Below are 17,204 nucleotides of genomic sequence, written 5' to 3'. Positions count from 1 at the left end.
CGCGAGCCCGGCGCATCAAGCGTCCGTCTCCGCCACGTGCGCGCCGAACCACGCCGCCGCCGACAGATTCAGCTGCGATAGCACGTCGGGCGTCAGCGCGTGGAAGCCCGCCGCCGTCGCGACCGGCGCCGCGTCGCCGCCCTCGCCCGCGACCTCGGCGATCAGCAGCAGCGCGCCCAGTTCGCCCTTGCGCGCGACGATCGCCTCGCGGATCTGCGGCGCGAGGCCGAGCTTTTCGAGCACCGCGTCCGGGGTGCTGTCGAGCACGATGTGCACCAGCGAAAAAATCCCGGTCATGAACGCGGCATCGGCGAATTCGCCGTCGGCCGGACGCAGCCAGTTCGCGGCAAGCTCCATGAAGCGCGAGCGCGTCGCGGCCAGTTGCACGAGCGGATCGGCGCGCCACGGCAGGTCGCCGGTGTCCGCGTACAGCAGCAGTTGCGCCCAGCGCGCGATCTGCCGCGTGCCGGTAGCGATGATCGCCTCGCGCAGCGACGCGATGTTGCGCCCGAGGCCGAACGCGCTCGAATTGACGAGCCGCAGCAGTTGTACGACCACGCCCGGATTGACCTTCAGCTCCGCCTCGAGCTCGACGATGCCGGCGTCGCGCGACAGCAGCGCGAGCAGCCGCAGCAGGCCCGGGCGCAGCGAGCGGTTGCGCGGCGCGGCCAGCACCTGCGGCCGCGCGAAGAAGTAGCCCTGGAACAGATCGAAGCCGAGCTCGTGCGCGAGCGCGAAGTCCTCGCGCGTTTCGACCTTCTCGGCGAGCAGGGTCTTGCCGTAGCCGCGCAACGCCGACGCGAGCTCGGCGACCTTGCGGCGCGGCGTTTGCAGGAAGTCGATCTTGACGATGTCGGCGTACGGCAGCATCGCCCTCAGCTCGTCGGTCAGGTCGTGCACGTCGTCGAGCGCGACCTGAAAGCCGGCGCAATGCAGCTCGTCGAGCCGACGCGCGAGCGAAGCGTCGTAACGCACGGTTTCGAGGATTTCGAGCACGAAGCGCTCGGGCGGCATCAGATGAACGATGTCGCTAAAGAGCAGCCCGCGGTCGATATTGACGAAGCCGCGATGCTGACCGAGCACGGCCGGCACGCCGATTCCCCCGATCGTGCGCGCGACCACCTGCGCGGTGGCCTGCGCGTCGTCGCTGATTTCGGCGTAGTTGTACGTTCCGGCACGGAACAGCAGCTCGTAGGCGTGAAGCGCCCCATCGCGATCCAGAATCGGCTGGCGGCCGACGTAGACGTACTGGGGGACCGCGTCCGGGTGCCCGCGCTCAGGATAGCCGGCCGACGCGCCGGCGGCGACATCACGCACCTCGACGTCCCGCGGGACGGGCCGTGGGGCGCTGGCGGACCTGATGACGGAGCGTTCGAAGATGGATCATCGGTGCAAGGTTCGGAAAGTCTACGCAGCGCGACGCCTCAGCGCCGCCAAATTAAGGGAGATTCGCCGTATTAACGGCCGCGAAGCGGCGTCACTTTAACCGAATCATCCCGGCGACGGCACCGGCCGAGGCATTACCAGATGTTTTTCTCCTCGCGCCGCTAAAGATTTCCCCGCTTGCGTCGTTATCTCGTTCTGATGGGGCGGCCTGCTATCTCCCGGCCGCCCGGACCGGCGGACAAGCAGCCCCGCCCGCGGACGAACCCAGGTTGCCAGCGACGAACATGGAAGCGAACACGATCACCGCGCCCCGCCGGGGCTCCTTGCGCACGGTCATCGACCGGCTGCGGACGTTCGGCCGGCGCGAGGACGACGATCGGCCGAGCAGCGCGAACCGCCCGCCCCCACTGGAACAGGTGGTCGGCGCGGTCGACCTGCTCGCCCACGTCGACGATGCGCTGCGCTTCATCTACGTGTCCGACGCGAGCCTGCGCTTTATCGGCTATCACCGCGAATACCTGAAAACCGCGACGCTGCACGATCTGGTCGCCCCCGCCGACGTGCCGCGCCTCGATGCACTGCTCAAGCAGGCGGCGGCCTCGGGCAACGTCGAGAAAGCGACGCTCGGGCTCGTCAAGTCGCTGACCTATCCGATCACGGTCGAGCTGCGGGTCGTGCGCAGCAGCCACGACGGCGTCGACGGCTACGCGATCGCCGGCTTCGACGTGTCGTCGTGGCGCGCCACCGAAGAGCGGCTGACCCAGGCGCTGCATCTGGACCGGCTGACCAGTCTGCCGAACCAGTCGGGTCTGGTGCACGCGCTGCTCGACGCACAACAGAAGGCCGACGCGCACGGCACGCCGGTCGCGCTGCTGCTGCTCGATCTCGACGACTATCAGCGGGTGAACCGCGCGCTCGGCTACGACGCCGGCGACGAGATGCTGCGCGACACGTCGCGGCGTCTGTTGAACATGACGAGCCCGAACGAAACGATCGCGCGGATCGCCAGCGACGAGTTCGCGATCCTCGTGAAGCCTGCCGCGAGCCGCACCGACGCGGCGGCCGCCGCCGAAGCGCTGGCGCGGCGTCTATTGACCGCGATCCAGCAGCCGTACGTGTTCAAGGGTCAGCAGGTCCATCTGTCGGCCAGCATCGGTATCGCGCTGTACCCGGACGTGCGCCATGCCAACGACACCGGCGGCCACGATACCCACCTGCTGCGCTGGGCCGACCACGCGCTGTTGCAGGCGAAGGCCGCGGGCGGCAACACGCTCGCGTTCTACGTGCCGGACGACAACCCGGCCGACGCCGAGCGTCTGAAGCTCGAGGCCGACCTCTACGACGGCGTACGCAACGGCGAGTTTTCGCTACACTTCCAGCCGATCACGAGCAGCCGCACGCGGGGCGTGGTCGGTGTCGAGGCGTTGATCCGCTGGACGCATCCGGTGCATGGCCTCGTGCCGCCGTCGATGTTCATTCCGCTCGCGGAGTCGATCGGGCTGATCAACTTCCTCGGCAACTGGGTGATGAAGGTCGCGTGCATGCAGCTGATCCAGTGGGACGCGAAGGGCATCCCGCTGCAGTACGTGGCCGTCAACGTGTCGCCGCAGCAGTTTCGCGATCCGCGCTTCAAGGACTCGGTGCGCGAGGCGATCGAGCTGACCGGCATCGATCCGCGCCGGCTCGTGTTCGAGATCACCGAAAGTCTGCTGATGCACGACCCGGCGCACGCGAAGGGCTTGCTCGAAGACCTGACGGCGATGGGCATCCGCTTCGCCGTCGACGACTTCGGCACCGGCTATTCGAGCCTCGCGTACCTGCAGCGCTTTCCGCTCGCTAAGTTGAAGATCGACCGGAGTTTCGTCGAGAATCTGCTAACCTCGCGAAACGATCAGGCAATCGTTAGCGCTGTGGTCGGCCTTGCGCAGACGCTCGACCTCGAACTGGTTGCCGAGGGCGTCGAAACGGAAGCGCAGCGCACCCTGCTCACCGAGATGGGCTGCGATCACATTCAGGGCTGGCTCGTCTGCAAGGCGTTGCCGTCCGAAGAACTCGCGCAGCGCTTCGAAACGCGCGAGCTTCAGCTGCACGGCGCGTAACGGGCGATGCACGCACGACGCCCAGGCAGCGGAACAAGCCGGCTCACGACCGGCATGGCATTCACTGGAACACGTATGGCTTTTGCGGGACACACATGGTAAAGGCGGCAGTGCTCGACCGGCTCTGGACGCGAATGAGCGAGCGCGGCGATTTCCCTATGCTGTCGCAATCGCTGCGCACCACCATGGCGGCAGTGACCAACGACGACCTCGACTTCACCGGCCTCGTGCAAGTGGTGCTGTCGGACTTCGCGCTCACGCAGAAGGTGCTGCGGCTCGCGAACTCGGCGATGTATATGGCGTTCGGCGGCAACATCACGACCGTGTCGCGCGCGCTGATGGTGCTCGGCATGGATGCGGTCGGTCACCTCGTAGTCGGTCTGAAGATCGTCGATCACTTTCATCAAAGCGCGCCGCGACGCATCGACGCGAAACTCGAATTGAACCGCACGCTGCTGTCGGGCTGCGTCGCGCGCAAGCTGACCGAGCGCGGCGACCTGCGCGCCGGCGAGGAAGCGGTGGTCTGCACGCTGATGCGGCAGATCGGCAAGCTGCTGGTCGTGTTCTATCTCGACGCCGAATGGGACCAGATTCGCCGCCATATCGACGGCGGTGCCCTCGAAGCCGATGCGTGCGTGCTCGTGCTCGGCGTCACTTTCGATGAAATCGGCGCCGAAGCCGCGGTGCGCTGGCGTCTGCCCGACACGATCCGCTCCGGCATGGGCGAGTTCGATCCCGAGGACGTGACGCAACCGCGCCAGGTGCAGTGGCTGCGCGCGATCACCAACTACTCGACCGCGGTCGCCGACGTGCTCACGCAGCAGAACATGCCCGAAGGGGAACGCGAGGCACGCATCGGTGAGCTTGCGCACGAGTACGGCAGCGTGCTGAACACCGACCCCGAGGTGCTGCTGCAGATGAGCGTCGCGCTCGCGCGCGAGGATGGCGGCGACAGCGTGATGCGCGAAATCGTCGAGCTGCGCGCCAATGCCGATGCGATCGCGCGCGAGGCGCTGACGCCCGAGGCGCGCATCGAGGTCGGCGTACAGGATCTGCGCGGCCTGCCCGAAGGCAGCCCGCTCGCGCCGGCGCTCGCGATGGCCGCCGAGACCGTGCTCGCGGCGCTCGGCTTCGCGCGCACCGTGGTCTACGTCAAGCATAGCAACGGCACGTTCAGGGCCCGTATCGGCTTCGGGCCGAAGATCGACGCGGCGCTGCCGAAGCTCGCGTTCAACACCGCGTTCGAGCCCGACGTGTTTCATCTCGCGATCGCGAACTCGGTCGGCATCTTCATCGAGAATGCGCGCGATCCGAAGATGGTCGCGCGGCTGCCGGAGTGGTTCCGACGCTCGTTCGACGACGCGCGCGCGTTCGTGCTGCTGCCGATCATCGACGAAACCGATCAGACCGTCGCGCTGCTGTACGGCGACTGGTCGCATACGCAGGAGGCACGCCGCATCTCACAGAAGGAGATGGGCGTGCTCAACGAACTGGCAAAGGAGTTAGGACGTTTTTTCGGCCAGGGGCAGATGCGGGAAATGGAGACGATGTGAAGACCTGGCGTGATCGCTGATCACTCTGCTTCACTTTGATCCTTTCCGTATTTGCCCGAAAACGATTTTATCCGGGCATCATGTGGGGCTTTCACCCCACTCAATCCTCGATCCGCTCCAGCCCTTGCGCGCTGCGATCCGCGACACCGGCCCATGCGCCGGCCGCGAGACCCATCTGCGCGACCTCTTCCAGCGTCAACGGTGCAAGCCGCTCGGATAGCGTGGCGACGCGCTCCCATGCGCCGCCTTCGAGCGCCTCGACCGCGCTCAGCAGCAGACCCAGCCTGCCCTCGCGATGCAGGATCGCGGCCTGGATCGGCCGCGACAACGTCAGGATGTTTAGCGTTTTTTCGAGCGAGCCGCCGAACACTGCATCGACGAACGAAAACACGCCGGTCAGGAAGGCCGCGTCGGCTTCGTCGCGACCCGCCTCGGGCATGCGCTCGATCGCGAGCTCCATGAAGCGCGCGCGCGTCGCCGCGAGTTGCAGCAGCGGGTCGTCTTCGAGCGCGACCTTGCGGCCGTCGGCGTAGAGCAGCAGCTGCGTCCAGCGCGCGATGCGGTCGGTGCCGGTCGCGTTGATCGCGTCGCGCAGCGTCGTCACCTTGTGACCGACCGCGAGGCCGCTCGAATTCGCGAGCTTCATCAGATGCATGACCAGCACCGGGTTCAGCTTCAGCTCGGCTTCGAGCTGCGCGACCGTCGGGTCGCCCGCGAGCAGTTGCAGCAGATTGAGCAGCGCGTGGCGCGGCGCGCTGACGCTGCGCGTCGACGCGCTTTGCGCCCGCGCGAAGTAATAGCCCTGGAAGCGGTCGAAGCCGAGTTCATGCACCGTTTCGAAGTCGGCCTGCGCATCGACACCCGATGCGAGCAGCAGCTTGCCCGCCGACTTCAGCACGCTCGCGAGCTTCGCCAGCAGCGCGCGCGGCGTACGCGGGACGTCGATCTTGACGACTTCGGCGTACGGCAGCAGCTTCGCGAAAGTCTCATTGGGCTGCGTGACGTCGTCGAGCGCGAAGCGGTAGCGGCGGCCATGCAGATACACGATACGCGCGATCAACTCGTCATCGACTTCGAGCGAGGTGGACAGCTCGAGCATGAAGCGCTCGGCGGGCAGTCGCAGGATCGCGTCATCGAGCAGCAGCTCGCGGTTCACGTCGACGTAGGCCGGATGGCCGGTCAGCGCGCCGCGCACGTCGCTTTGCACGAGCCCGCGCACGATCGCGCGCGCAACGCGTTGCACCGGCGTGGGCGCGCGGCCCGGCGACGCGTCGGCGTCGGGACGAAGATCGGTATCGGTTGCTGGGGCGCTGAGGTCCGCGTCGGCGAGCGGCAGCTCGGGCGCATGCACCTTGATCTCGTAGCCGCACAGCATGCCGTCCCGATTCAGTATGGGCTGCCGCGCGTAGCTGGCGGTGAGCGACGCGTCGTCGGTCGTGCCGCTGTCGCCCAGAGTCTCGATTGCGATGGTGGTCATTCCAGTCCCCCGCTCGGCGCCGCTGGCGCCTGGCCGCTATGTTCTGTTTTTCGCTGCACGTACGCGCGTTTCTGTGACGTTGCAAGCTCGTCGACGCGCGGCAGCGTGCGTCGCAATTTTATCGCAGCGTCATTGGGCACGAACAGGCTTACAAGGCAATATCTCGAAATATTTGTTGAACGTTTGCGACACGCGCGCAAAAAGCAAAACGGCCGCATTAGCGGCCGTTTTGCACACTTCGATGCATCGTTACTTCAGCACGACTTTCACGTCGAAGTATTTGGCGGCAAGGCGGTCGATCGTGCCATCCGCCTTCAGCTCCTTCAACGCGCCGTTCAGCGCATCCTTGAGCGCCTTGTCGTTCTTGCGCACGCCATAGCCGACACCCGCACCGAGCAGTTTGTCGTCGCTGACGGCCGGACCGGCGAACTCGAAGCCCGCGCCCTGCGGCTTCTTCAGAAAGCCCTTCGATGCCGCTTCGGCGTCCTGGAACGACGCATCGAGACGGCCCGACGCCAGGTCCGCGTAAATCTGGTCCTGGGTCTGATACGGCACGACGTCGACACCGGCCGGCGACCAGCGTGCCTTCGCATAGGTTTCCTGGATCGTGCCCTGCAGCACGCCGACATGCTTGCCCTTCAGCGATGCGGGCGTCGGCTGCAGAGCGCTGCCCTTCTTCGCGATCATCTGATTCGGGATCGTGTAGATCGGATCGGTGAAGTCGATCGCCTGGCGACGCTGGTCGGTAATCGTCATATCCGAGTTGATCGCGCTGAACTTGCGCGCTTCGAGCGCAGGGATCAGGCCGTCGAACGAATTCTCGACCCACACACATTTGGCCTTCAGCTTCGCGCACACGGCATTGCCGACGTCGATATCGAAGCCTTGCAGCTCGCCGGCCGGCGACTTCGATTCGAACGGCGCATACGAAGCCTCGACGCCGAAGCGCACTTCCTTGATCTCAGCCGCCGACGCGGTGCCTGCGGTCAACGCAGCCGTCGCGAACAGCGCGAGCGCGGCCAGATTGGGCCAATTCTTCTTCATTACAGGTGTTCCTTTACGGTGTTGACGGAAACGGAGCCGATTCGGCGCGAACAGGCGGTGTACGCCTGCCGCGCTTCGGACTCGCGCGGCGGCGGGACCGGTAGGTGCGACAGCCGCGAAGCGCGCGATTGTACACGGAACCTGTCTAGACAAGCTTGATCAGCGTCTCGGCGGTGATATCGACGACGAGCAGGCCGGCGCGCAGGCCGGGCTTGACCGCCGGGTTCGGAAACACGATGCGCTCTTCATCGCGCTGCACCGTGTATTGATAGTCGCCGTCGCGCGCGAGCAGGGTGCCCTTTGCGAGCGGTGTGAAGTTCGGCACATCGGGCGCGAGCAGCAGCTCGAATGCGTCGCTTTGCTTGGTCAGCTGATCGACGACGGTGAACACGCGCGGCAGCGTCGCCTGCGCGTCGGCCGGTGCGTTGGCTCGCGAACCCACACGCGTGCCGGCCAGCAGCGCGCGCACCGCGAGATCCGCGCCCTCGAAGCGCGTCAGGTCGTTCTGGCCGAACGGCCGTACCTTGCCGAGTTCGAGCGTGCACGCATCAGCGCCGCACGCTTGCGCCGTGAAATGCGAATAGGTGTTGCCCTTCGTCGTGTGCAGCAGCACCGCGCTGATACGCGCGTCGCCGAGCCATTCGAACATCGCGCGCGAAAAGGGCTTGCCGGTATGCGGCAACAGTGCGAAGCGCTCGAATACCGACGCGCGGATCGCCGTATGCATGTCGATATGCCAGCGCGCGCCGGGCGCGTCGGACGCGGCGGCGAAAAAGCGCGTGGCGGCCTGTTCGAGCGCGGCCGCGCGCGGCGCTTCATGACTCTGCGGCAGTTGCAGATGACGGCCGCTGAACAGCCGGTTCAGATCGTCGTCGCGATAGCGGCCGCCGTCGCGCATCGCATCGATGTTGCCGAGAATCACGAGCAGCCGGCACGCGAGCGCCGCGCGGCCCTGCGCGATATCGGCGACGATGCGCGACAGCAGTTCGATCGGCGCGGTCTCGTCGCCATGCACGCCGGCCGAGACGAGCACGCTGCGGATGTCCGCATGCTGCTGCGCGGGCTCGATCACGAGTACGCCGTCGCCCTGCCACTTCCAGCGCACACCGTTCGCGCACGTGCCTTGCGCTTGATGCGCGGCAGGCCGCGAACCCGCGAGCGTCCACGCGAGAAAATCGTCGAGCAACGCGCTCGGGGCTTGCATCGCGTAATCAGCGCTGGAAGTCATACAGCGAGCCCAGAGCGAGGATTTGCGTCAGCTCATCGAGCGCGGTACGCGATTCGACCAGCAGTTGCGGATCGCTGAGATCGGCCGGCGCGAGACGATCGCGATAGTGCTTTTCGATCCACGCATCGATACGGCCGAACAGCGCGTCGTCGATCCACACGCCCGGCGCAACCGCCGCGCGCTCGGTGTCGTCGAGTACGACGCGCAGACGCAGACAGGCCGGGCCGCCACCATTCTTCATGCTCTCGCGCAGATCGAACACGAGCACCTCGTCGATCGGACCGCTGTGCGCAGTCAGCTCATCCAGATACGCGGCGACGCGCGGATTTTCGCGGCATTCCTGCGGCACGACCAGCACCTGCTTGCCATCGGGCCGCGTCAGCAACTGGCTGTTGAACAGATACGACGTCACTGCATCGGCGACGCTGACCTGCGCGTCGGGAACCTCGATCACGTTGAAGCCCGCGTGAAGGCTCGCGAGCTTCGAACGCAGCTCGTCGTACACCGCTTGCTGATCGACGAACGCGAGCTGATGGCAGAACAGCGTGTTGCGATTGCCGACCGCGATCACGTCGTTATGGAACACGCCCGCGTCGATCACTTCCGGGTTTTGCTGCGCATACACGGTCGCCGCTTCCTGCAAGCCATGACGATGCGCGACCGCGCGGCTCGCCTCGAACGTCTGACGCGCCGGATAGCGCTTGGGCTCCGGCCCGCGACGATACTCGCTGCGGCCGTACACGAAGAATTCGACGCCGCGCGCCCGGTATTGCTCGCAAAAGCGCGTGTGGTTCGCCGCGCCCTCGTCGCCGAGCGCGGGTGTGCCGGGCAGCGCCTCGTGCACGACGAAGCGGTCGGTGTCGCTGAACATCGCGCGCAGCGTGCGGCGCGTCGATTCATGCTCGATCGCGCGATGCAGCTTGCTGCACAGATTGGCCGGCGTGAAATGCACGCGGCCGTCGTGCGTATCCGCGGACGGGCTTACCGTCGCCGCGTTCGCGGTCCACATCGCCGAGGCCGAACTCGCCGCCGCGAGCAGTTCGGGCGCATTTTTCGCGACGCGCGCGATCACCGAAGCGTCGTCGCCGGAAAAACCGAGCTCGCGCAACAGACGCATCGACGGCCGCTCCTGCGGCGGCAGCACGCCCTGATGAAAGCCGAGGTCCGCCAGCCGCTTCATCTTGCGCAGACCCTGGCGCGCGGCGGCCTTCGGATTGGCGACCGACTTCTCGTTGCTCTGCGACGCGACGTTGCCGAACGACAAGCCCGCGTAGTTGTGAGTCGGGCCGACCAGGCCGTCGAAATTGGCTTCAGTGGCTTGCAGCATCGTCGATCCTTAGAATTGAAGGCCCGGCGAGACGCTCGCGGGCATGTTCAGTTGCGCGCTTTCGACAGAGGCCATCGGGTACGCGCAGTAGTCGGCCGCATAGTACGCGCTCGGCCGATGATTACCCGAGCGGCCCGGACCGCCGAACGGCGCGCCCGACGAAGCGCCATTGGTCGGCCGGTTCCAGTTGACGATGCCCGCGCGAATCGTGCGCTGGAAATGCGTCCACAGCGCTTCGTCGTCGGCGAGCAGGCCCGCGGACAGACCGAACTCCGTATCGTTCGCCTGTTCGAGCGCGTCGTCGAAGTTGCGGTAGCGGATGATCTGCGCGAGCGGGCCGAAGTGCTCCTCGTCGGGCAGGTCCTTCACGTCGGTCACGTCGAGAATCGCGGGCGTGACGAAGCCGAGTTGCGGATCACGCTGCTCCATCTTCAACAGCGCCTTCGCGCCGCTCGCGAGCAGACGTTGCTGCGCGCTGATCAAACGCGAGGCCGCGCGCGCCGACACCACCGCGCCCATGAACGGCTGCGGCTCGGCGTTGTATTCGCCGACGCCGATGCGCGCGGTGACTTCAGTCAGGCGCGCGAGGAAACGCTCGCCGAACGCATCGTCGGGCACGAAGATCCGGCGCGCGCAGGTGCAGCGCTGCCCCGCCGATAGAAACGCCGATTGGATCGTGTGGTGCACGGCGGCGTCGAGGTCCGCGACCGGGCCGATCACGAGCGGATTGTTGCCGCCCATTTCGAGCGCGAGCACGATCTCCGGCCGGCCGCCGAACTGTTTGTGCAGCAATGTTCCGGTATCCGAACTCCCAGTGAAGAACAGCCCGTCGATCTGCCGGTGATTCGCGAGCGCGACGCCGGTGTCCTTCTCACCCTGCACCAGATTCAGCACGCCGGCGGGCAGCCCCGCATCGCGCCAGATTTGCACCGTGAGCGCCGCGACGCCGGGCGCGAGTTCGGACGGCTTGAACACGACCGCGTTACCGGCGATCAGCGCGGGCACGATATGCCCATTCGGCAGATGGCCGGGAAAGTTGTACGGCCCGAACACCGCGACCACGCCATGCGGACGATGCCGCAGCACCGCGGTGCCATCGGCCATCGCCGAGCGCTTTTCGCCGGTGCGCTCGTGGTACGACTGGATCGAGATCTCGACCTTCGCGGCCATCGACGCCGCTTCGGTGCGCGCTTCCCACAGCGGTTTGCCGGTCTCGCGGCCGATCGCTTCGGCGAGCGCTTCCTTGCGCTCGGTCACGAGCGCGGCGAAGCGGCGCACTACCGCGCAGCGCTCGTCGAGCGTCAGCGCCGACCATGGGGCGAACGCGCGGCGCGCGCTGCGTACCGCGCGATCGACGTCGTCCGCCGACGCGCTATTGCCTTGCCACACCACCGCGCCCGTGCCGGGATTGTGCGACGCGAATACGGGTCCTGTGCCGGCGGCCCATTCGCCGGCGATGAAAAGCTCGTTCATGATCATCCTTGTTTGTGTTTCACCGGCAGCACCCGCAGCGGATCGCCTGCCTTTACCCGAAGCGCGTCGGCTTCGGCCGCGCTGAGGCGGAACACACCGTTGCGCGCCACGCCCGCCACGACACCGACGCGAAAATCGCCGAGCGACGTATTCGATACCATCGACTTGAGTCCGTCCTGCGCGGCCGGCTCCGCTGCGTCGCCGACCTCGGCCGCCACCAGCACGCTCTCGCGCACCGTGCGCAAATCGGCGATATGGCATTCGAGCACCGGACCCGCATCGAAAATATCGACGTGGTTCTCGTAGCGCAGCCCTTCGGCTTCGAGCATGCGGCGCGCGGGAATCGTGTCGCTATGCGTGAGGCCGACGCAGCGCTGCGCTTCTTCCGGCAACAGCTCGACGTACACCGGATAGCGCGGCATCAGCTCGGCGAGAAACGCCTTGCGGCCGTGCGAGCTCAGATAGTCGGCGGCATTGAAATCGATCTGGTAAAAGTGCGAGCCGACCGCGCGCCAGAACGGCGACGTGCCCTGCTCGTCGAAATGGCCGCGCAGCTCCGCGCACAGACGCTGCGGAAAGCGCTCGCGAAACTGCGCGAGAAACATGAAGCGCGAGCGCGACAGCAAGCCGCCGACGCCGCTCGTCCGATAGCGCGGGCTCAGGAACAGCGAGCACACTTCCGCATAACCGGTGAGGTCGTGCGAGATGTTCAGCGCGTGCATGCGGGTCCAGATGCCGAGATCCTGGCTCGCGTGCACCACCGTGCTCACGCGATAGTTGTAGAACGGCTGCTGCAGGCCCACCTCCGCTTCGATCCCGCAGACACCGGCCACGTCGCCGGTCGCGGTGTCTTCCATCACGAAGAAATAACCAGCCTCATGCGGCTCGGCCTGATCTTCCATCGTGCGGCGCGCGCGTTCGACACGCGCCGCGAGCGCATCGCGATCCGGCTTGAAGGTGGTCAGGCCCGGCCCGGTTTCCTGCGCGAGCCGCATCAGCGCATCCACATCGCCTCGTTGCACTACGCGAACGACGATCATTGCGCGTCTCCCGATTGTTCATCCTGCGGCTGATGCAGCGGCACGCAGCGCACCGTATCGCCTTCCCGTACCCCGAGCGCGGCGAGCGCCGCCTGCGACAACGCGGCGCCCGACTCCCTGCCCGGCGCGAGATCGCCGAGCACGCAACGGAACTCGCCGGCGGCGCCGTTGTGCGCGATCAGGTACGTTGCACCGTGCGGCGCCGGGGCCTCGCGCACGACGCGCGTTTCGTTGTGCTTCACGCTGACGCTGCGATCCATCTGCGCGGTCAGCACCGGCCCCGCGTCGAAGATGTCGACGTAGCGATCGGTCTCGAAGCCTTCCTCGAGATGAATCTCGTACGCGAGCAGCGCATTCGCGTCCGGCTCGCCGAGCACGCGCTGCGCAGCTTCCGGCAACAGCGGCACATACACGGGATAGGTCGGCATCACCTCGGCGATGAACGTGCGGCTGCGGCCACCCGATTCGACTTCGATATCGGCGAAATTGCGGCCGAAGAACTTGCGGCCCACCGCTTCCCAGAACGGCGACATGCCGTTTTCGTCGGTGACGCCGAGCAGCAGCGAGAACACCTCGGGCGTGAAGCGCTTGCGATTCGCGGCGATGTACATCATCCGCGCGCGCGACATCAGCTGCGCGGCCGCGTCGCCGCGCAGCGACGGGTCGATGTAGTAGCCCGCGAGCCGGCTCTTGCCGGTCAGCTCGTGCGACATCGTCAGCGCGTGAATCTTGCGATTCACATGCAGCTCGCGCGAAGCATGAATCAGCGCATCGTTGCGAAACACGTAGAACGGGTCCGCGTAACCGGCCGCCGCGACGATGCTCGCGGTGCCCATCAGCTTGCCGGTGTCCGAGTCTTCGAGCACGAACAGATAGAACTCCTCGCCCGGAAAGTCGACTTCCGCGCGAAACGAGTCTTCCGACAACGCGACGCGCGCTTCGAGCGCGCGCCGGTCGTGCGGCAGGGAATGCAGCACCGGTTGAGCGGTGCGCGCCATATGCTCGAGCGCATCGAGATCGGCAAGGCGGGCGGGACGCACGAAGTACATCATCGTTCCTGTTGAATGTGACGCATGAATCGCCGCATCGGCGTGGGCGTGCGGAGCTGCCTGAACATCAACGCGACGCCGCCTGCGCGTTCGCGCCGACGAGTTCGCCGAACGCCTTGTCGAGACGCGCGAAGCCTTCGGCCATGTCGTCGAGCGGCATGATCAGCGACGGCACGAAGCGCAGCACGTCCGGGCCCGCCATCAGCATGATCACGCCGTGCTGGCCGGCCGCGGTGACGAAGTCCTTCGCGCGGCCCCGATACGCGTCGTTCAGTTCGGCGCCGATCAGCAGGCCCTTGCCGCGCACTTCGCTGAAAAGCCCTAACCGCTCGTTCAACTTCGCGAGATGGCCCTTCAGCACTTCGCTGCGCGAGCGCACGCCTTCGAGCAGCTTCGGGTCGCTGACGAGCTCGACCACCTTTTCCGCGATCGCCGAGCCGAGCGGATTGCCGCCGTAGGTCGTGCCGTGCACGCCGACCTTGAAGTGGGCGGCGAGCTCTTTGGTGGTCAGCATCGCGCCGATCGGGAAGCCGTTGCCGAGCGCCTTCGCGGTGGTCAGGATGTCGGGCGTCACGCCGGTGTCCTGGTACGCGTAGAAGTAGCCGCTGCGGCCCACGCCGGTTTGCACTTCGTCGAAAATCAGCACCGCGTCGTGCTGATCGCACGCTTCGCGCAGCGCCTTCAGAAACGCCGGATCGGCCGGGATCACGCCGCCCTCGCCCTGGATCGGCTCGACGATCACCGCGCAGGTCTGCGCGCCGATCGCCTTCTTCGCCGCTGCGATGTCGTTGTACGGCAGATGCGTGATGCCGGCCGGCACCGGGCCGAAGCCTTCCGAATACTTCGGCTGGCCGCCGACGCTGACGGTAAACAGCGTGCGACCGTGGAACGACTGCGTAAACGAAATGATTTCGTCTTTTTGCGCGCCGTGACGGTCGACCGCGACGCGGCGCGCGAGCTTCAGCGCGGCCTCGTTCGCTTCGGCGCCCGAGTTCGCGAAGAACGCGCGGTCGGCGAACGTCAGGCTTTCGAGGCGCTTCGCAAGGCGCAGCACCGGCTCGTTCGTGTAGCCATTGCCGATGTGCCACAGCTTGCTGCCCTGCTCATGCAGCACCTTCAGCAGTTCCGGATGCGCATGACCGAGCGCGGTGACGGCGATGCCGCCGGCGAAGTCGATATAGTCGCGGCCTTGCGTGTCCCACACCCGCGAGCCGAGCCCGCGATCCGGTACGAAGGCGGCGGGGGCAAACACCGGCACCATGACTTCGTCGAAGGTCTGGCGCGTCACAGTCAGGTCGTTCATGGCTAATCCTTTTACGGGTGACAGGTAATACAGCTAGTGTAGGAAACCGTGCGCGGCGCGTCTTGCGCATACGCGACGCTTTCTATGAGGTTCCGCGCGTCGTCGCGCCACGGCGGGTATTGCGGGTACTTTTCGTGCAGGCGTTTCGTTCGTACTCTGTGAGCGGTCCGTGTCGGGTTTGTGTCGCCCGGGTGTCGGGCTTCGGCGGTGCGGCCGCGCCACCCGTGCCGGGCGTGCCCCTACTTCGCTTTCAGACGGCTTCCAGACCGCGTACGAGCCATGCCCGATCGCGCGCGCCGCTGTGCATCAATCGAGTTCGGGCCGCTCGATCAGCGCGGCCGGCCGCGGCTCGCTCGCGCCGCCGTGCGCGCCGGTCTGGCGGTCGATCCAATTGCGGCGATCCTCGCGCGGCGTAACGCCGAAGCGCTCCCGATACGCATTCGAAAAATGCGCGGCCGACGAAAATCCGCACGCGAGGCTGATCTGCACGACCGATTTGCTGGTGCGCTGCAATTGCGTGCGCGCCTTCGACAGCCGCAGCCCCAGATAGTATTTGGACGGCATCGAGCCGAGATACTGGCGAAACAGCCGTTCGAGCTGCCGCCGCGAAACGCCGACCAAGCCGGCGATTTCGTCGGTGGTCAACGGGTCCTCGATATTGGCTTCCATCAGCAGCAGCGCGTCGTTCAGGCGCGGATGACGCTCGCCCGGCGCGGTCACGAACGGAATGCGCTGACGCTCCTCGCCGGCGCGCAGCACGCCGACGCCGAGCGTATCGGCGATGCGCTCCGCGAGTTCGGGCCCGTGCTCGCGGCCGATCATCGCGAGCATGAAGTCGACGGTCGCCTGACCGCCCGCGCAAGTCGCGCGATCGCGGTCGATTTCGAAGATCTGCTGCGTGACGATCGAGCGTTCGAACTGTTCGGAGAACTGCTGATAGGTTTCCCAGTTCACGCTGACGCGATAGCCGGACAGCTGCCCCGCCATCGCGAGCCACCACACGCCGTGATGAATGCCGGTGACGAGCGGCGTGCGCTGGCCGACACGCGCGAGGCTCGCGAGAAACAACCGGTAGTCGGCGAACTGCTGGAAACGCTCGCTGACGACGATCAGCCAGTCGCACGCGATCGCGTCGCCGAACGCGTCATCGGCCGGCCATTGCGCGCCGCCCGACAGCGGCACCGCGCGGCCGTCCCACGAACAGACCTGCACGCGATACAGCGCTCGGCCGTCGATTTCATTGGCGAGATTGAGCGCGTCGACGATCGGCCCGACGCCCGACATCGACACGGGCGGCAATGCGACGACCGCGACCTGAGTCGTGCGAGCCGGGCTGGACATGCGGGCCATCGGGTGTCCGTGACAGCGAGCCGCGCGTTACTTCAGGCTGCCGGACAGGAACTGCTTCAGGCGCTCGCTGCGCGGCGCGCGCAGCACCTCGGCCGGATTGCCCTCTTCCTCGGTGCGGCCCTGGTGCAGGAACATCACATGGTTCGACACGTTGCGCGCAAAGCTCATTTCGTGCGTGACCACGATCATCGTGCGGCCTTCCTCGGCGAGCTTCTGCATCACCTTCAGCACTTCGCCGACGAGTTCGGGGTCGAGCGCCGAGGTCGGTTCGTCGAACAGCATCACGTCGGGATGCATCGCGAGAGCCCGCGCAATCGCCACGCGCTGCTGCTGGCCGCCCGACAGATGCGACGGGTATTGCTTCTCGAGACGCGGCGCGAGCCCGACCTTCTCCAGATATTCGCGCGCGCGGTCTTCGGCTTCCTTGCGCTTCAGACCGAGCACATGAATCGGTGCCTCGATGATGTTCTCGATCACGTTCATATGCGACCACAGATTGAAATGCTGGAACACCATCGCGAGCTTCGTGCGGATGCGCTGCAGCTGCTTGTGATCGGCGACTTCGAGATTGCCGGCGCGATCGGTCCTGGTCTTCACCGCCTCGCCATCGACGACGATCTGCCCGGCGTTGGGCCGTTCGAGAAAATTGATGCAACGCAGGAAGGTGCTCTTGCCCGAGCCGCTCGCGCCGATGATGCTGATCACGTCGCCCTTGTTCGCGTTCAACGACACGCCCTTGAGCACCTCGTTGTCGCCGTAGCGCTTGTGGATGTCCTGTACGGCGAGCTTGCAAGCTTCGGTTTGAGTGGTATGGAGCAAGATGCTCTCCCTGTGTAGATACGGATCGGTCTGGTGCGGACGCCGCCGTGCGCAAG

The 17,204-nt window shown here is 66.3% G+C and carries 13 protein-coding genes; 2 read left to right on the top strand and 11 right to left on the bottom strand.

Annotation, left to right across the window (positions count from 1 at the left end; translation table 11 throughout):
- Positions 1 to 15: 15 nt before the first annotated feature.
- A complete protein-coding gene (locus BC1002_RS05610; protein ID WP_013089101.1) occupies positions 16 to 1,317 on the bottom strand; it encodes an EAL and HDOD domain-containing protein in 1,302 nt (433 codons plus the stop codon).
- Between the two features lie 476 nt (positions 1,318 to 1,793).
- On the opposite strand from BC1002_RS05610, the gene BC1002_RS05605 reads away from it, so the two are divergent.
- Together BC1002_RS05605 and BC1002_RS05600 are read left to right on the top strand one after the other, a co-directional pair.
- Positions 1,794 to 3,485: a putative bifunctional diguanylate cyclase/phosphodiesterase gene (locus BC1002_RS05605; protein WP_375791792.1), complete on the top strand. Its 1,692-nt coding sequence runs from the start codon at positions 1,794 to 1,796 to the stop codon at positions 3,483 to 3,485.
- A gap of 95 nt (positions 3,486 to 3,580) precedes the next feature.
- A complete protein-coding gene (locus BC1002_RS05600; RefSeq protein WP_013089099.1) occupies positions 3,581 to 5,038 on the top strand; it encodes an HDOD domain-containing protein in 1,458 nt (485 codons plus the stop codon).
- A 100-nt stretch (positions 5,039 to 5,138) separates the two neighbouring features.
- Here the strand turns inward: BC1002_RS05600 and BC1002_RS05595 are convergent, their stop codons facing one another.
- The 10 genes from BC1002_RS05595 to BC1002_RS05550 all read right to left on the bottom strand — a co-directional run bounded on the left by BC1002_RS05595 (position 5,139) and on the right by BC1002_RS05550 (position 17,148).
- Positions 5,139 to 6,515: an EAL and HDOD domain-containing protein gene (locus BC1002_RS05595; RefSeq protein WP_013089098.1), complete on the bottom strand. Its 1,377-nt coding sequence runs from the start codon at positions 6,513 to 6,515 to the stop codon at positions 5,139 to 5,141.
- A gap of 249 nt (positions 6,516 to 6,764) precedes the next feature.
- Positions 6,765 to 7,559 carry an ABC transporter substrate-binding protein gene (locus BC1002_RS05590; RefSeq protein ID WP_013089097.1) on the bottom strand — a complete coding sequence of 265 codons (795 nt, stop codon included), beginning with the start codon at positions 7,557 to 7,559 and terminating at the stop codon, positions 6,765 to 6,767.
- Between the two features lie 145 nt (positions 7,560 to 7,704).
- On the bottom strand, positions 7,705 to 8,787 hold the full coding sequence (astE, locus tag BC1002_RS05585; protein ID WP_049870201.1) for a succinylglutamate desuccinylase: 1,083 nt from the start codon (positions 8,785 to 8,787) through the stop codon (positions 7,705 to 7,707).
- Positions 8,771 to 10,111 (bottom strand): N-succinylarginine dihydrolase, encoded by a 1,341-nt coding sequence (gene astB / locus BC1002_RS05580; RefSeq protein WP_041734601.1) that lies wholly within the window; start codon positions 10,109 to 10,111, stop codon positions 8,771 to 8,773. The genes astE and astB overlap by 17 nt, the downstream gene beginning before the upstream one ends.
- A 12-nt stretch (positions 10,112 to 10,123) precedes the next feature.
- The gene (gene astD, locus BC1002_RS05575) at positions 10,124 to 11,587 is read right to left on the bottom strand and encodes a succinylglutamate-semialdehyde dehydrogenase (protein ID WP_013089094.1); all 1,464 of its coding nucleotides are present in this window, start codon (positions 11,585 to 11,587) and stop codon (positions 10,124 to 10,126) included.
- Positions 11,588 to 11,589: 2 nt separating this feature from the next.
- Positions 11,590 to 12,627, bottom strand: coding sequence for an arginine N-succinyltransferase (astA, locus tag BC1002_RS05570; RefSeq protein ID WP_013089093.1), 1,038 nt, complete (start codon positions 12,625 to 12,627; stop codon positions 11,590 to 11,592).
- Positions 12,624 to 13,676, bottom strand: coding sequence for an arginine/ornithine succinyltransferase subunit alpha (gene aruF / locus BC1002_RS05565; RefSeq protein ID WP_013089092.1), 1,053 nt, complete (start codon positions 13,674 to 13,676; stop codon positions 12,624 to 12,626). The genes astA and aruF overlap by 4 nt, the downstream gene beginning before the upstream one ends.
- A 67-nt stretch (positions 13,677 to 13,743) precedes the next feature.
- Complete coding sequence (locus tag BC1002_RS05560) at positions 13,744 to 14,979, bottom strand: aspartate aminotransferase family protein (protein ID WP_013089091.1); 1,236 nt, start codon at positions 14,977 to 14,979, stop codon at positions 13,744 to 13,746.
- A gap of 306 nt (positions 14,980 to 15,285) precedes the next feature.
- On the bottom strand, positions 15,286 to 16,329 hold the full coding sequence (locus BC1002_RS05555) for a GlxA family transcriptional regulator (RefSeq protein ID WP_013089090.1): 1,044 nt from the start codon (positions 16,327 to 16,329) through the stop codon (positions 15,286 to 15,288).
- Between the two features lie 27 nt (positions 16,330 to 16,356).
- A complete protein-coding gene (locus tag BC1002_RS05550; protein ID WP_013089089.1) occupies positions 16,357 to 17,148 on the bottom strand; it encodes an ABC transporter ATP-binding protein in 792 nt (263 codons plus the stop codon).
- Positions 17,149 to 17,204: the final 56 nt, after the last annotated feature.

The sequence above is a fragment of the Paraburkholderia atlantica genome (assembly GCF_000092885.1).
In the GTDB taxonomy this organism is placed as follows: Bacteria; Pseudomonadota; Gammaproteobacteria; order Burkholderiales; family Burkholderiaceae; genus Paraburkholderia; species Paraburkholderia atlantica.
This window is presented reverse-complemented; position numbering and strand designations above follow the sequence as displayed.

Excerpts from the sequence above, each read along its gene's own strand:
- BC1002_RS05600 (WP_013089099.1), top strand. The coding sequence starts at position 3,581 with ATGGTAAAGGCGGCAGTGCTCGACCGGCTCTGGACGCGAATGAGCGAG.
- BC1002_RS05595 (WP_013089098.1), bottom strand. The coding sequence starts at position 6,515 with ATGACCACCATCGCAATCGAGACTCTGGGCGACAGCGGCACGACCGAC.
- BC1002_RS05590 (WP_013089097.1), bottom strand. The coding sequence starts at position 7,559 with ATGAAGAAGAATTGGCCCAATCTGGCCGCGCTCGCGCTGTTCGCGACG.
- astE (WP_049870201.1), bottom strand. The coding sequence starts at position 8,787 with ATGACTTCCAGCGCTGATTACGCGATGCAAGCCCCGAGCGCGTTGCTC.
- astD (WP_013089094.1), bottom strand. The coding sequence starts at position 11,587 with ATGAACGAGCTTTTCATCGCCGGCGAATGGGCCGCCGGCACAGGACCC.
- astA (WP_013089093.1), bottom strand. The coding sequence starts at position 12,627 with ATGATCGTCGTTCGCGTAGTGCAACGAGGCGATGTGGATGCGCTGATG.
- aruF (WP_013089092.1), bottom strand. The coding sequence starts at position 13,676 with ATGTACTTCGTGCGTCCCGCCCGCCTTGCCGATCTCGATGCGCTCGAG.
- BC1002_RS05560 (WP_013089091.1), bottom strand. The coding sequence starts at position 14,979 with ATGAACGACCTGACTGTGACGCGCCAGACCTTCGACGAAGTCATGGTG.
- BC1002_RS05555 (WP_013089090.1), bottom strand. The coding sequence starts at position 16,329 with ATGGCCCGCATGTCCAGCCCGGCTCGCACGACTCAGGTCGCGGTCGTC.